This window comes from Pseudomonas sp. P1_F7 (genome assembly GCF_056405655.1).
This window is the reverse complement of the sequence record NZ_JBFUBR010000002.1, coordinates 372,725-387,657: the sequence shown is the minus strand read 5'-3', so window position 1 is coordinate 387,657 and position 14,933 is coordinate 372,725. Positions and strand designations below refer to the sequence as shown.

General features: G+C 60.7%; 14 protein-coding genes. 5 read left to right on the top strand and 9 right to left on the bottom strand.

Features of this window, described 5'->3' with window-relative positions:
• Together AC1D1M_RS03360 and AC1D1M_RS03355 are read left to right on the top strand one after the other, a co-directional pair.
• The gene (locus AC1D1M_RS03360; RefSeq protein ID WP_477774517.1) at window positions 1-582 is read left to right on the top strand and encodes a hypothetical protein; all 582 of its coding nucleotides are present in this window, start codon (window positions 1-3) and stop codon (window positions 580-582) included.
• A gap of 74 nt (window positions 583-656) precedes the next feature.
• Window positions 657-1,238 (top strand): GGDEF domain-containing protein, encoded by a 582-nt coding sequence (locus AC1D1M_RS03355; RefSeq protein WP_477774516.1) that lies wholly within the window; start codon window positions 657-659, stop codon window positions 1,236-1,238.
• A gap of 135 nt (window positions 1,239-1,373) precedes the next feature.
• Here the strand turns inward: AC1D1M_RS03355 and AC1D1M_RS03350 are convergent, their stop codons facing one another.
• A complete protein-coding gene (locus AC1D1M_RS03350) occupies window positions 1,374-1,799 on the bottom strand; it encodes a VOC family protein (protein WP_477774515.1) in 426 nt (141 codons plus the stop codon).
• Window positions 1,800-1,912: 113 nt separating this feature from the next.
• On the opposite strand from AC1D1M_RS03350, the gene AC1D1M_RS03345 reads away from it, so the two are divergent.
• Window positions 1,913-2,767, top strand: coding sequence for a LysR family transcriptional regulator (locus tag AC1D1M_RS03345; protein ID WP_477774514.1), 855 nt, complete (start codon window positions 1,913-1,915; stop codon window positions 2,765-2,767).
• 135 nt (window positions 2,768-2,902) lie between these two features.
• Here AC1D1M_RS03345 and fabI read toward each other — a convergent pair whose 3' ends face one another.
• The 8 genes from fabI to gloB all read right to left on the bottom strand — a co-directional run bounded on the left by fabI (window position 2,903) and on the right by gloB (window position 13,549).
• The gene (fabI, locus tag AC1D1M_RS03340; RefSeq protein ID WP_057398455.1) at window positions 2,903-3,697 is read right to left on the bottom strand and encodes an enoyl-ACP reductase FabI; all 795 of its coding nucleotides are present in this window, start codon (window positions 3,695-3,697) and stop codon (window positions 2,903-2,905) included.
• A 20-nt stretch (window positions 3,698-3,717) separates the two neighbouring features.
• Window positions 3,718-5,328 (bottom strand): ABC transporter ATP-binding protein, encoded by a 1,611-nt coding sequence (locus tag AC1D1M_RS03335; RefSeq protein ID WP_477774513.1) that lies wholly within the window; start codon window positions 5,326-5,328, stop codon window positions 3,718-3,720.
• A gap of 1 nt (window position 5,329) precedes the next feature.
• A complete protein-coding gene (locus AC1D1M_RS03330; protein ID WP_477774512.1) occupies window positions 5,330-6,349 on the bottom strand; it encodes an ABC transporter permease in 1,020 nt (339 codons plus the stop codon).
• Window position 6,350: 1 nt separating this feature from the next.
• Window positions 6,351-7,424: a microcin C ABC transporter permease YejB gene (locus tag AC1D1M_RS03325; RefSeq protein ID WP_008051869.1), complete on the bottom strand. Its 1,074-nt coding sequence runs from the start codon at window positions 7,422-7,424 to the stop codon at window positions 6,351-6,353.
• A gap of 4 nt (window positions 7,425-7,428) precedes the next feature.
• Window positions 7,429-9,270 carry an extracellular solute-binding protein gene (locus tag AC1D1M_RS03320; RefSeq protein ID WP_477774511.1) on the bottom strand — a complete coding sequence of 614 codons (1,842 nt, stop codon included), beginning with the start codon at window positions 9,268-9,270 and terminating at the stop codon, window positions 7,429-7,431.
• A complete protein-coding gene (locus AC1D1M_RS03315) occupies window positions 9,267-11,087 on the bottom strand; it encodes an extracellular solute-binding protein (RefSeq protein ID WP_477774651.1) in 1,821 nt (606 codons plus the stop codon). Before AC1D1M_RS03315 ends, AC1D1M_RS03320 begins: the two co-directional genes overlap by 4 nt.
• A gap of 164 nt (window positions 11,088-11,251) precedes the next feature.
• Window positions 11,252-12,682 carry a LysM peptidoglycan-binding domain-containing protein gene (locus AC1D1M_RS03310; RefSeq protein ID WP_477774510.1) on the bottom strand — a complete coding sequence of 477 codons (1,431 nt, stop codon included), beginning with the start codon at window positions 12,680-12,682 and terminating at the stop codon, window positions 11,252-11,254.
• Window positions 12,683-12,781: 99 nt separating this feature from the next.
• Window positions 12,782-13,549, bottom strand: coding sequence for a hydroxyacylglutathione hydrolase (gloB, locus tag AC1D1M_RS03305; RefSeq protein WP_477774509.1), 768 nt, complete (start codon window positions 13,547-13,549; stop codon window positions 12,782-12,784).
• A 65-nt stretch (window positions 13,550-13,614) separates the two neighbouring features.
• Between gloB and AC1D1M_RS03300 the strand changes: the two genes are divergently transcribed.
• Window positions 13,615-14,373, top strand: coding sequence for a class I SAM-dependent methyltransferase (locus AC1D1M_RS03300; protein ID WP_102672001.1), 759 nt, complete (start codon window positions 13,615-13,617; stop codon window positions 14,371-14,373).
• A gap of 92 nt (window positions 14,374-14,465) precedes the next feature.
• Complete coding sequence (gene rnhA, locus AC1D1M_RS03295) at window positions 14,466-14,918, top strand: ribonuclease HI (protein WP_007996378.1); 453 nt, start codon at window positions 14,466-14,468, stop codon at window positions 14,916-14,918.
• Window positions 14,919-14,933: the final 15 nt, after the last annotated feature.

Sequence of the window (14,933 nt, the reverse complement as noted above, 5' to 3'; positions counted from 1 at the left end):
ATGAAAAGACATCACTGGTTGCTTGGGACGGTGATCCTGATCTGTCTCGTAGCCTACGCATCGCACGTGTTCGCCGAAGACCGCGAGGCCTTGCAGGCGTTCGACACCGTGCAGAAAGTCTTCCAGAGCCCTCGTTGCCAGAACTGCCACATTCCCGGTGATTCGCCGCTGCAATTCGATGCCGGGGTGCCCCACGCGATGAATGTCGTGCGTGGCATGGACGGCAACGGTTCAGCCGGATTGCCCTGTGCAACGTGCCATGCCCAAAGCAATCCGCCGGCCAGTTACGGTCCGCACGCGCCACCCGGAGCGCCACACTGGAGCCTGCCGCCGGCAGCGCAGCGGATGGCCTGGATCGGCCTGCCGGCCGACCGGCTATGCGCGATGATCAAGGACCGCTCCAGCAACGGCGACCGGGATTTCGCCGCGCTGATCAAACACGTCAGCGACGACAAGCTGGTGCTGTGGGGCTGGAATCCGGGCGGCAACCGCGCGCCGGTGCCGGTACCGCACGATATCTTCGTCACCCGGTTCAAGCGCTGGGCCGATGCAGGAGGGCCGTGCCCGGTGGCGGGTAGCTGACCAGCGGCACGCTAACAGGGAGTCAATGCGGGTATGGGCGACTCTAACGTGCATACCTGCCAAAGGAGTGAACGATGTTGATCTCAGGCAAAACAGGCAAATCGGGCCAATCCGCAAACCCGTTGCTCACGCCACAGCAAGAACGTGAACGGCTGCGCGATCTGGCTCGCCAGGCCGAGCAAGAGTTGGCGGGTGTGCAAATGGCGAGCATGGACGAGTTGACGCTGCTGTCCAATCGCCATGGTTTCACCGCGTTGGCCCGACTCGGGCTGAACGCATGCCGGGAGGTGGGGACGCCGGCGACGCTGCTGTACTTCACCCTCGATGAATTCAAGCGCATGAGCTATCTGTATGGCCGGGCAAAAGGTGACGATGCACTGAAGACATTCGCCGATGTCCTGCGTATCGGCTTTCGTGAAAACGATGTGGTCGGCCGACTCGAAGGCGACCGGTTCGTGGCGCTGCTGACCGGTTCCAGCGTCGTGGAGATTGAGGCGATCAAGGCCCGGCTCAATGAGATTCTCGATGAGCGCAACGCTACGGCGCATCACAGTTATGACATTCGGTTCAGTGTTACCCAGGTCGAATATGACCCCACTGTTCATGACTCAATCGAGGAATTGCTGGGTGAGGCCGAGCGTGTGATGAGCCGGTAGGGCGGTGTTGTGTTGGCGGGCCTCATCGCGAGCAGGCTCGCTCCCACAGGGTTTTGTAATGAACCGGCAATTAGCGAACAACGCCGGCCAATGTGGGAGCGAGCTTGCTCGCGATGGCGTCCTGACAGACAACACCTATTTAGCAAACAGTTGCCCAATATCCTTGAACGCCTTGAACTCCAGTGCATTACCGCAAGGATCAAACAGAAACATCGTTGCCTGTTCACCCACCAGCCCCTGAAAACGGATCCCCGGCTCGATCACGAAGCGTGTCTCCAGTGACTTCAGCCGCTCGGCCAGAGCCTCCCATTCCGCCATCCCGAGCACCACGCCAAAATGCGGCACCGGCACATCGTGACCATCGACGGCATTGGTGTGTGCGGCTTCTTGTGAAGGATTTTTCGGTGCCAGGTGAATCACCAGTTGATGACCAAAAAAGTTGAAGTCTACCCAGTGGTCGCTGGAGCGGCCTTCCTCCAGGCCAAATACCTCACCGTAAAAGTGCCGGGCGGCAGACAAGTCGTAGACCGGAATGGCCAGGTGAAAAGGGGACAGTTGCATCGGGCGAACCTCGGTGGTGGGTGGGCGTGTGTTGAGTTTAGCCCTGTGATTTTTGATTGAAAGACGATAATTTTTGCGTCGAGCTCAAATTATTTCGATCAATCGAGGCCGCTATGCTGCGAGAACTGAAAACTTTTGTCGCCGTGGCGCGTCATGGCACTTTCGCCGCGGCCGGCATGCAAATCGGCCTGACGCAGTCGGCGGTCAGCGCGCAGATTCGTAACCTGGAACAGGCCCTGGGCATCCGTCTGTTCGATCGCACCGGCCGCCAGGCACTGCTCAATGCGGCGGGGCAGCGAGCGTTGCCGATGGCCAGGGAAATGCTCGAAACCTTCAGCCGCATGGCGGTCAGCGACGATGTCAGTGAGTACCGTGGCGAACTGAAAATCGGCGCGGTGGCGACTGCCCAGACCGGGCTGCTGCCCCAGGCTTTGTTGAAATTGCGCCAACAGGCGCCCTTGCTGGAACCCAAGCTGGTGCCCGGTGTGTCACTGAACCTGCTGAGCCAGGTGGACACCGGAGAAGTGGACCTGGCGATCCTGATCAAGCCGCCGTTTGAGTTGCCCAAGGAGTTGTCCGCGCAGGTGATTCGCCGGGAGCCGTTCGTGCTGATCGTACCCGCGGACCTGGACGGCGATGATCCGTTGCAACTGCTGGCCGAGCACCCTCATGTGCGCTACGACCGCAATTCGTTTGGCGGGCGACTGGTGACGCGGTTTCTGCGCGAACGGCAGATCGAGGTGCACGTGGCGCTGGAGCTGGATGAACTGGAGGCGATTGTCAAAATGGTCGAGTGCGGCTTGGGGGTTTCGCTATTGCCCGAAGCCGGGTTGTGGCTTGAGCATGGGGCGAAAGTCAGGGTGATCCGCTTAGGCGAGCTGACCTTCTATCGAGAGATTGTCTTGTTGCAGCGTTACAGCCAGCGTAATCAGCCGATTCAGCGGTTGTTTGCGAACTGCTTGCTCTGAAGATCAAAAGATCGCAGCCTTCGGCAGCTCCTACAGAGATCAATGTAGGAGCTGCCGAAGGCTGCGATCTTTTGATTGTGGTGTCCATAAAAAACCCGCCTGAACAGGCGGGTTCTTTATCTGGCTGACCGAAGATTACTCTTCGAGGCTGCCCATGGCCGTGGTGTTGAAGCCACCGTCCACGTACATGATTTCACCGCTGATGCCGGACGCCAGGTCCGAGCACAGGAAGGCGCCGGCGTTGCCGACTTCTTCGATGGTGACGTTGCGGCGCAGCGGAGTTTGCGCTTCGTTGGCGGCCAGCATCTTGCGGAAGTTCTTGATGCCGGAAGCGGCGAGGGTGCGGATCGGGCCAGCCGATACGCAGTTGACGCGAGTACCGTCCGGGCCCAGGGAGCCGGCCAGGTAACGTACGCCAGCTTCCAGGGAAGCCTTGGCCATGCCCATTACGTTGTAGTTCGGCATGGTGCGCTCGGCGCCCAGGTACGACAGGGTCAGCAGGCTGCCGTTGCGGCCTTTCATCATTTCGCGGCCGGCCTTGGCCAGGGCCACGAAGCTGTAGGCGCTGATGTCGTGTGAGATGCGGAAACCTTCACGGGTGGTGGCTTCGGTGAAGTCGCCGTCCAGTTGGTCGCCCGGTGCGAAGCCTACGGAGTGCACGATGCAGTCCAGGCCGTCCCACTTCTTGCTCAGCTCTTCGAAGACCTTGGCGATTTCTTCATCGCTGGCCACGTCGCACGGAAAGCACAGCTCAGGGCTCGAGCCCCAGCCTTGTGCGAACTCTTCGACACGACCCTTGAGTTTGTCGTTCTGATAAGTGAAGGCAAGCTCAGCGCCCTCGCGATGCATGGCGGCAGCGATGCCGGATGCGATGGACAGCTTGCTGGCGACACCGACGATCAGTACGCGCTTACCGGCGAGAAAACCCATGTGTTGCTCCTCTTTTCAGGTTATTGCGCAGTGGCCGGAGCCAGAAAAGCGGCTTCCAGCAACTGCTGTGTATACGGATGTTGGGGGGCGGCAAAAATGCTTTGCGCGTCTCCCTGTTCGACCACTTGGCCATGCTTGACCACCATCAACTGGTGGCTCAGCGCTTTCACCACAGCCAGGTCATGGCTGATAAACAGATACGTCAGGTTGTACTTGGTTTGCAGTGAACGCAAAAGCTCCACCACCTGGCGTTGTACGGTGCGGTCGAGGGCCGAAGTCGGCTCGTCCAGCAAAATCAACGCCGGTTTTAACACCAATGCCCGGGCAATGGCGATTCTTTGCCGTTGCCCGCCGGAAAATTCGTGGGGGTAGCGGTGCCGGGTTTCCGGATCCAGACCTACCTCCTTGAGTGCTGCAATGATCGCTTGTTCCTGTTCCGCCGCGGTGCCCATCTTGTGGATCCGCAGGCCTTCGCCAACGATGTCATTCACGCACATCCGTGGGCTCAGGCTGCCGAACGGGTCCTGAAACACCACTTGCATCTCCCGCCGCAGCGGCCGGACCTGTTGCTGCGTCAGGCAGTCTAGCTGCTTGCCCTCAAAGCGAATGGCGCCTTTGCTGGCGATCAACCGCAAAATCGCCAGACCGAGCGTCGATTTGCCGGAACCGCTTTCGCCCACGATCCCCAGGGTCTGGCCCTGGGGCAGGCTGAAGTTGATGCCATCCACCGCCTTGACGTAATCCACCGTGCGCTTGAGCAAGCCTTTCTTGATCGGAAACCAGACTTTCAGGTCCTCGACCGCCAGCAAGGGCGGGCCGATCACGTTGCTTGCAGGCTTGCCGCCGGGCTCCGCTGCCAGCAGTTCCCGAGTGTACGGATGCTGCGGCGCGCGGAACAGTTCTTCGCACGATGCCTGTTCGACGATGCAACCTTGCCGCATGACACATACGCGATGCGCAATTCTTCGCACAAGGTTCAAATCGTGGCTGATCAGCAGCAGCGCCATGCCCAATCGGGCCTGCAGTTCCTTGAGCAATTCGAGGATTTTCAGCTGAACGGTCACGTCCAGCGCGGTGGTCGGCTCGTCGGCAATCAGCAGTTCCGGCTCGTTGGCCAGGGCCATGGCGATCATCACCCGCTGGCGCTGGCCGCCGGACAATTCGTGGGGCAGGGCCTTGAGGCGCTTGTGCGGCTCGGGGATGCCGACCATCTCCAGCAGCTCCAGCGTGCGTTTGGTCGCGACCTTGCCGGTCAGGCCCTTGTGGATGCCCAGCACCTCGTTGATCTGCTTTTCGATTGAGTGCAGGGGATTGAGCGAGGTCATCGGCTCCTGGAAGATCATCGCAATGCGGTTGCCGCGAATGTGGCGAATGGTTTTTTCTTTCAGGTCCAGCAGGTTCTGCCCGGAATACAAGATGGTGCCGGACGGATGCCGCGCGAGCGGGTAGGGCAGCAGGCGCAGGATCGAATGCGCTGTTACCGATTTACCGGAACCGCTCTCGCCGACCAAAGCCAGGGTTTCACCGCGCTTGATGTCGAAGCTGACACCTTCGACCGCCAGCTGGCAGCGATTGCCGACGACAAAGTCGACGGACAGGTCGCGCACTTCGATCAGATTGTTCTGATTCATTTTACTTCCTCGGGTCGAAGGCATCGCGAGCGGACTCGCCGATGAACACCAGCAAACTCAACATCAAGGCCAGCACGGCAAAGGCGCTGATGCCCAGCCACGGTGCTTGCAGGTTGGATTTGCCCTGGGCCACAAGTTCACCCAGGGATGGGCTGCCCGCCGGCAGGCCGAATCCGAGGAAGTCCAGGGCGGTCAATGTGCCGATGGCGCCGGTGAGGATGAACGGCATGAAGGTCATGGTCGAGACCATCGCGTTGGGCAGGATGTGGCGGAACATGATCGCACCGTTCTGCATGCCCAGGGCGCGGGCGGCGCGTACGTATTCCAGGTTACGCCCGCGCAGGAATTCGGCGCGTACCACGTCCACCAGGCTCATCCACGAGAACAGCAGCATGATCCCCAGCAACCACCAGAAGTTGGGCTGCACGAAACTGGCAAGGATGATCAGCAGGTACAGCACCGGCAGTCCGGACCAGATCTCCAGGAAGCGCTGCCCGGCCAGATCCACCCAACCGCCGTAGAAACCCTGCAAGGCCCCGGCGATCACGCCGATGATCGAGCTGAGCACGGTCAGGGTCAGGGCGAACAGTACCGAAATGCGGAAACCGTAGATCACCCGGGCCAACACGTCGCGGCCCTGATCGTCGGTGCCCAGCACGTTGTCCGTCGAGGGCGGTGCCGGGGCCGGGACTTTCAGGTCGTAGTTGATGCTCTGGTAGCTGTAGGGAATCGGCGCCCACAGCACCCAGGCGTCCTTGGCCTTGAGCAGTTCGCGGATGTACGGGCTCTTGTAATTGGCTTCCAGTGGAAACTCGCCGCCGAAGGTGGTTTCCGGGTAGCGCTTGAGCGCCGGGAAGTACCAGTTGTTGTCGTAATGCACCGCCAGCGGCTTGTCATTGGCAATCAGTTCGGCGCCCAGGCTTGCGCCAAACAGGATCAGGAACAGCCACAGCGACCACCAGCCACGCTTGTTGGCCTTGAACAGTTCGAAGCGTCGGCGATTGAGAGGGGACAGGTTCATCTCAATGCTCCCGGCTTTCGAAGTCGATGCGCGGATCGACAAAGGTGTAGGTGAGGTCGCCGATCAGTTTCACCACCAGCCCGAGCAGGGTGAAGATGAACAGCGTGCCGAACACCACCGGGTAATCACGGTTGATCGCCGCTTCGAAACTCATCAGGCCGAGGCCGTCGAGGGAGAAGATCACCTCCACCAGCAACGAACCGGTGAAGAAGATGCCGATGAGGGCCGAGGGGAAACCGGCGATCACCAGCAGCATGGCGTTGCGGAACACGTGGCCGTACAGCACGCGGTGGTTGGTCAGGCCCTTGGCCCTGGCGGTGATCACGTACTGCTTGTTGATTTCGTCGAGGAAGCTGTTTTTGGTCAGCAGGGTCATGGTCGCGAAGTTGCCGATCACCAGTGCGGTCACCGGCAGTGCCAGGTGCCAGAAGTAGTCGAGGATCTTGCCGCCCATGCTCAGTTCATCGAAGTTGTTCGAGGTCAGCCCGCGCAACGGGAACCAGTCCAGGTAGCTGCCGCCGGCGAACACCACGATCAACAGGATGGCGAACAGGAACGCCGGGATCGCGTAGCCGACGATGATCGCCGAACTGGTCCAGACGTCGAAGTGGCTGCCGTGCCGCTTGGCCTTGGCGATCCCCAGCGGGATCGACACCAGGTACATGATCAGCGTGCTCCACAGCCCGAGGGAGATCGAGACTGGCATCTTTTCCTTGATCAGGTCGATGACCTTGGCGTCGCGGAAGAAGCTGTCGCCGAAATCCAGGGACGCATAGTTCTTGACCATGATCCACAAGCGTTCCGGTGCCGATTTGTCGAAGCCGTACATGTGCTCGATTTCCTTGATCAGCGCCGGGTCCAGGCCCTGGGCGCCGCGATAGGCGGAACCAGCCACCGAGACTTCGGCGCCGCCGCCGGCGATACGGCTGGTAGCGCCTTCGAAGCCTTCGAGCTTGGCGATCATCTGCTCAACCGGCCCGCCCGGAGCGGCCTGGATGATCACGAAGTTGATCAGCAAGATGCCAAACAAGGTCGGAATGATCAGCAGCAGTCGCCGAAAAATATACGCCAGCATCTGATTACTCCGTGCCTGCAGGATCGGTCTGCAGTGTAGTTTCGACTTCTATCGCCGGCTTGATGTCGGGCTTGACCCACCAGGTGGCCGTGCCGATGTCGTATTTAGGCGAGACCTTTGGATGGCCGATGTGGTTCCAGTAGGCCACGCGCCAGGTCTTGATGTGCCAGTTGGGTATTACGTAATAGCCCCATTGCAGAACGCGGTCCAGTGCGCGGGCGTGGGCCACCAGGCTGTTGCGCGAATCGGCGTTGATCAGTTGCTCGACCAGTTGATCGACCACCGGATCTTTCAGCCCCATGGAATTGCGGCTGCCGGGTTTGTCGGCGGCGGCCGACATCCAGAATTCCCGTTGTTCGTTACCCGGCGAGTTGGACTGCGGGAAGCTGCCGACAATCATGTCGAAGTCCCGGGAACGCACGCGGTTGATGTATTGCGAGACGTCGACCCGGCGGATCACCAGATCAATGCCCAGGTCACTCAGGTTGCGCTTGAATGGCAGCAGCACCCGTTCGAATTCGGTCTGGGCCAACAGGAATTCGATGACCACCGGTTTGCCGATGGCATCCACCATTTTGTCATCGACGATGCGCCAGCCGGCCTCCTGCAGCAGTTGATAGGCTTGCCGTTGCTGGGCGCGGATCATGCCGCTGCCGTCGGTGGTCGGGTTTTGGAACGCTTCGCTGAACACTTGCGGCGGCAGCTTGCTGCGGAACGGTTCTAGGATCGCCACCTGATCGGCATCAGGCAGGCCGGTGGCGGCCATTTCCGAGTTCTCGAAATAGCTGCGGGTGCGCGCGTAGGCGCCGTTGAACAGCTGCTTGTTGGTCCATTCGAAGTCCAGCAACAGCGACAAGGCCTGGCGCACGCGCACATCCTGGAACACCGGGCGGCGCAAATTGAACACGAAACCTTGCATGCCGGTCGGATTGCCGTTGGGAATCTGTTCCTTGACCAGTCGACCTTCGGTGACTGCCGGAGTGTTGTAGGCATTGGCCCAGTTTTTCGCGGTCATTTCCAGCCAGTAGTCGAACTGCCCGGCCTTGAGCGCTTCCAGGGCCACGGTGTTGTCGCGGTAATAGTCGGTGGTCATCACGTCGAAGTTATAGAAACCGCGATTGACTGGCAGGTCCTTGCCCCAGTAATCCTTGACGCGCTCATAGCGCACCGAGCGCCCGGCCTTCACTTCGCTGACTTTGTACGGGCCGCTGCCCAGCGGAATTTCCAGGTTGCCCTTGTTGAAGTCGCGGTCGGCCCACCAATGCTTGGGCAGCACCGGCAACTGGCCAAGGATCAGCGGCAACTCGCGGTTGTTGGTGTGCTTGAACTTGAACAGCACGGTCAGCGGGTCTTCGGCGACCACTTCCGCCACGTCGTTGTAGTAGCCGCGGTACATCGGCGCGCCGTCCTTGGTCAGCATCTGGAAGCTGAACACCACGTCTTCGGCACGTATCGGGTGGCCGTCGTGGAAACGTGCTTCGGGGCGCAGGTAGAAGCGCACCCAGCCGTTGTCCGGGGCTTTCTCGATCAGGCGGGCGATCAGGCCGTACTCGGTGAACGGCTCATCGAGGCCCTGTTTGGCCAGGGTGTCGTAGATCATGCCGATATCGTCTGCCGGCACGCCTTTGCTGATGAACGGGTTAAGGCTGTCGAAGCCGCCGAAACCGGCCTGACGGAAAATCCCGCCCTTGGGCGCGTCGGGATTGACGTAATCGAAATGTTTGAAGTCGGCGGGGTATTTCGGCGGCTCGTTGTACAGGGTCACGGCATGTTGCGGGGCGGCGCAGGCCAGCCCGGCGAACAACAGGCCGCTGGCCTGCAAGAGCAGGGTGCGGATGGGGTTCATTGATCTTTCTCCGAAGATTTCAGCCACCACGCGTTAAGGCCCAGGGTGTAGGGCGGCGTGGTGACGAAGGCGAGCCGGTTGCGGTACGCCAGACGGTGATAATTGAGGTACCAGTTGGGAACGATGTAGTGCTGCCACAGCAGCACGCGGTCGAGGGCCTTGCCGGCGGCGACTTGTTCATCGCGAGTCTGGGCCGCCAGTAACTGCTCGAGCAAATGGTCGACCACCGGGTTGGCAATGCCGGCGTAGTTCTTGCTGCCCTTGACCCCGGCCTGGCTGGAGTGAAAGTACTGCCATTGTTCCAGGCCCGGGCTGAGCGTCTGGTTGAGGGTCATCAGTATCATGTCGAAATCGAACTGGTCGAGGCGCTGCTTGTATTGCGCGCGATCGACCGTGCGCAGCCGCGCATCGACGCCAATGCTGGCGAGGTTTTCGACGTAAGGCTGGAGGATGCGTTCCAGGTTCGGGTTGACCAGCAGCAGTTCCAGTCGCAACGGCTGCCCTGCGGTGTTTTGCAGGCGCTGGCCATTGAGCTTCCAGCCGGCTTCGGCGAGCAGGCCGAGGGCTTTGCGCAAGGTCTCCCGGGGGATGCCACGCCCGTCGGTCTGCGGCAGGCTGAACGGTTCGGTAAAGAGCCTGGCCGGCAGCTGTTCACGATAGGGCTTGAGCAACAGCCATTCATGCCCGACCGGCAAACCGCTGGCCGAGAACTCGCTGTTGGGGTAGTAGCTCATGGCACGTTGGTAGGCGTCGCTGAACAGCGTGCGGTTGGTCCATTCAAAGTTGAACATCAGCCCCAGCGCTTCACGGACCTTGGCGTCGGTGAAAGCCGGACGGCGGCTGTTCATGAACAGGCCCTGGGTCTGGGTCGGGATCTGGTGGGGGATCTGCGCCTTGATCACGTCACCGCGGCGTATGGCGGGGAAGTTGTAGCCGGTGTCCCAGTTTTTCGCCTGATGCTCGATATAGATGTCGAATTCACCGGCCTTGAATGCCTCGAACGCCACGTCGCTGTCACGGTAGAACTCGACTTCCATTCTGTCGAAATTGTACTTGCCGCGATTGACCGGCAGGTCCTTGCCCCAGTAGTCCTTGATCCGTTCGAAGACGATCTGCCGCCCTGGCGTGACCGAGGTGATGCGATACGGCCCGCTGCCCAGCGGCGGCTCGAAAGTGGTGGCCTTGAAGTCACGACCTTTCCAGTAGTGCTGCGGCAATACCGGCATTTCGCCCAGGCGCAGGATCAGCAGCGGATTGCCGGCACGCTTGAACACGAAGCGGATCCGCCGGGGGGTGAGGATGTCGACCCGCGACACTTCCTGAAGACTGGTGCGGTACAGCGGATGGCCTTCCTTGAGCAGCACGCGATAGGAGAACGCGACGTCGTAGGCGGTGATTGGCGTGCCGTCATGGAAACGTGCTTCGGGACGCAGGTTGAACACCACCCAGCTGCGGTTCTCGCTGTACTCCACCGTCTGGGCAATCAGGCCATAGCTGGACGCTGGTTCGTCACCCGAAGGCGCGTACTGCCCGGTGCCGACCATCAGCGGCTCGTTGAGCTCGTTGATGCCGTATTGCAGGAAGTTCGGTGTGGTGACCGGGCTGGTGCCCTTGAAGGTGTACGGGTTGAGCGTATCGAAGGTGCCAAACGCCATCGCCCGCAACGTACCGCCCTTGGGCGCTTGCGGGTTGACCCAGTCGAAGTGGGTAAATCGGGCCGGGTACTTGAGCGTGCCGAACTGCGCATAACCATGGCTTTCGCTGATCGTCGCGCTTGCGGTGGAGCTCAAGGCCAGGCTGATCAGGAGCAGGGGCAGGGGACGCTTCAAATAGAGGATCCGATCCAGGCGGCTTGGGCTTTGTGGATCGTACAGTAACAGCTTGTATGGACAGGAAAAAGACGGGGGGTTAATGCGCAATATCGGCCGGGCCACAAACCCTGCGCGGACATAAAAAAGCCCCTGAAATCAGGGGCTGTTTTTTAGTGCGGATTGGCTACCGTCAACATCTGACCAGGCTTCAGCGCCTGACCGACACGCGGGTTCCAGCGCTTGAGGTGCTGCATCTCTACATTGAAGCGCTTGGCCACGATGTACAGCGAGTCGCCTTGCTGGACCTTGTACGTGGTCTGCTGCTTCTTGGTATTCGCCGCAATCACGGTGTTGACGCGCCCGGAACTGCGTTTGCTGTTGTCCTGCATGACGAGGGTCTGGCCGGGCTTGAGGTTCTTGCCGGTCAGTTTGTTCCAGCGTTGCAGGTCCTGCACGTCAACGTTGTTGGCCTTGGCGATGGAGCCGAGGCTGTCACCCCGTTTGACCCGGTAGGAACGCTTGACGCTGGCGACCTGAGTATCGTCGGCACCTTCGAAGACCGGCTTGAGCGATTTCTTGCTGATCAACTCTTCAGGGCGCATGGTCTGCAGGCTGCTGGTCAGCAGTTGCGCCTTGGAGGTCGGAACCAGTAGATGCTGCGGGCCGTCGATGGTGGTGCGCTGCTTGAAGGCCGGGTTGAGCTGGAACAGTTCGTCTTCGTCGATGTTGGCGACTTCGGCAACCTTGGACAGGTCCATGCGCTGGTTGATTTCGACGACCTTGAAGTAAGGTTCGTTGGCGATCGGGTTGAGGTTCACGCCATAGGCTTCCGGCGCCATCACCACCTGCGACAGTGCCAGCAACTTCGGCACGTAGGCCTGGGTTTCGGAGGGCAGCGGCAGGTTCCAGTAGTCGGTCGGCAGGCCGAGGCGTTCGTTGCGCTCGATGGCCCGGCTGACGGTGCCTTCGCCGGCGTTGTAGGCCGCCAGGGCCAGCATCCAGTCGCCGTTGAACATGTCGTGCAGGCGGGTCAGGTAATCCAGCGCGGCGGTGGTCGACGCGGTGATGTCGCGACGGCCATCATAGAAACGGGTTTGACGCAGGTTGAAGTAACGCCCGGTGGACGGGATGAATTGCCAAAGACCCACCGCGTCGGCCCGGGAATAGGCCATCGGGTTGTAGGCACTTTCAATCACTGGCAGCAGGGCCAGTTCCAGCGGCATGTTGCGCTCTTCAAGGCGTTCGACGATGTAGTGAATGTAGAGGCTGCCACGTTCGCCGGCGTTTTCGAGGAAGGAAGGATTGCTGGCGAACCAAAGACGCTGTTGCTCGATGCGCGGGTTGACGCCCAGTCCGTCCTGCAACTGGAAGCCCTGACGCATGCGCTCCCAGACGTCCTGAGGAATTTGCGGGCTGGGTTTTTCGCTGAGCCAGATCGGCTTCTGCTTGGCGCGCGCAGCGATGTTCTGCGTGTGCGCCGCATCGGTCTGCGGCGCATGGCTGGAACAGCCCGCCAGGGTGGCGGACACAGCCACCGCGATGGCTTGAGCCAAGCGGGTCAATGCGTCTGAACTGATGGCTTTGCGAATAGGTGACGACATTGGCTGGAAGAAAGTTCCGGGCAAAAATGTCGGGCGATTCTAGAAAGCGCACCCTGCGCGGTCAACCTTTCAGAATTGTTGCAACCTTTTGAGGTCCCTTTAGAACGTATCTTTCCACGCTCGAAGCGCAGCAAAAACCATATCGGGCGCCGAGTTATCGGTGCCGGTCCGTTCGTCCGCTTTTTCTTTAACGGATGTTTCACCGGAGCGCAAAAACGGGTTTGTGAGCTTTTCCAGTGCCAGTGTCGACGGCAGCGTCATGATCCCGGATTGCCGTTGGCGGGTGACCTTGGCCAGGCGCTCGGCGGTGTCCGGATTGTTCGGTTCGACGGCCGCCGCAAACTTCAGGTTGCTGAGGGTGTATTCGTGGGTGCAGTAGACCAGCGTGTCTTCCGGCAACGCCGCGAGGCGTGTCAGCGAGCTGTACATTTGCTGTGGCGTGCCTTCAAACAATCGCCCGCAGCCGGCGGCGAACAAGGTGTCGCCGCAGAACAGCAAGCCGTGATGGTAATAGGCGATATGCCCCAGGGTGTGGCCAGGGACCGCGAAGATATCGAAGTCCAAGCCGAGCACACTGACCTTGTCGTTGTCTTTGAGCGCAACGTCCCGCGCCGGGATCTTTTCGCTGGCCGGGCCATAGACCTTCGCGTTTGTCGCTTTCTTCAGCAATTCGACGCCGCCGACGTGGTCATGATGGTGGTGAGTGATCAAAATATCACTCAGTACCCAGCCCGGATTGGCCGCGAGCCAGGCTTGTACCGGGGCGGCATCACCCGGATCCACCACCGCGCAGCGTTTGCTGCCGTGGTCCTGTAACAACCAGATGTAGTTGTCGGTGAAGGCGGGCAGGGCAGTGATCTGTATCATCGTCGGATTCGCCAAGCGGAAAACATTGGCGCATCTTAGAGCTTCCTGGCGCGTTGGAGAATGCAATGACTGATAAAGCGTTCGCACAGGCCGATCCTGACTGGCTGGCGTTGATCAGCGCGGCCCGCGAGTGGCTGGCCGGTCCCCTCGGGCAATTTCTGCTGGACGAAGAGCGGCGCATGCTCGAAGACGAGCTCGGGCGGTTCTTTGGTGGCTATCTGGTGCATTACGGTCCCTCGGCCCAGACCCCGCCGTCAGCGCCGCAGGTGCAGCGCAATGTGCGCCTGGGCGCGCCGTTGCCGGGGGTCGAGATCGTTTGTGAAGAGCAGGCCTGGCCGCTGAGCGAGCATGCTGCCGACGTGGTGGTGCTGCAGCATGGCCTGGATTTCTGCCTGTCTCCCCACGGTTTGCTTCGCGAGGCGGCCAGCAGCGTAAGGCCCGGCGGGCATTTGCTGATCATTGGCATCAACCCCTGGAGCAGTTGGGGGCTGCGGCATGTATTTGCCCAGGATGCGCTGCGCAAGGCGCGCTGCATTTCGCCGTCACGGGTCGCGGACTGGCTGAACCTGCTGGGCTTCGCGCTGGAGAAACGCCGCTTCGGGTGCTATCGTCCGCCGCTCGCGTCACCGGCGTGGCAGGCCCGCCTGGCCGGTTGGGAGCGCAAGGCCGGTGACTGGCAACTCTCGGGCGGCGGCTTCTATCTGTTGGTGGCGCGCAAGATCGTGGTGGGCTTGCGGCCAGTACGTCAGGAGCGGCGCGAGCCGATGGGCAAGTTGATCCCGTTGCCGATGGCCAAGGTCAACCGGCGCAACATCGAACCGTAATACACACTTTTTATTTGCGGCCGGGCCTGTCCCGGCTTCGGCCGTCGTCGATCAGCGATCGGCGGGCCAGCGCATTTTCTGGATAGATTGGCATGAGCGATAGCGTAGAACTGTTCACCGACGGCGCCTGCAAAGGCAACCCTGGCCCTGGCGGCTGGGGCGCACTGCTGGTGTGTAAGGGCGTCGAAAAGGAACTGTGGGGCGGCGAAGCCAATACCACCAACAACCGCATGGAACTGATGGGTGCAATCCGTGGCCTGGAAGAGCTCAAGCGTCCTTGCGAGGTGCTGCTGGTGACCGACTCCCAGTACGTGATGAAAGGCATCAACGAGTGGATGGACAACTGGAAGAAGCGCGGCTGGAAAACCGCGGCGAAGGAGCCGGTGAAAAACGCTGATCTGTGGAAGTTGCTCGACGAGCAGGTCAACCGCCACAAGGTCACCTGGAAATGGGTGCGCGGACACATTGGCCATCACGGCAACGAACGGGCCGACCAGTTGGCCAACCGTGGCGTCGATGAAGTGCGCGGGTACAAGCAGGACTGATCGCGATGTCTGCCT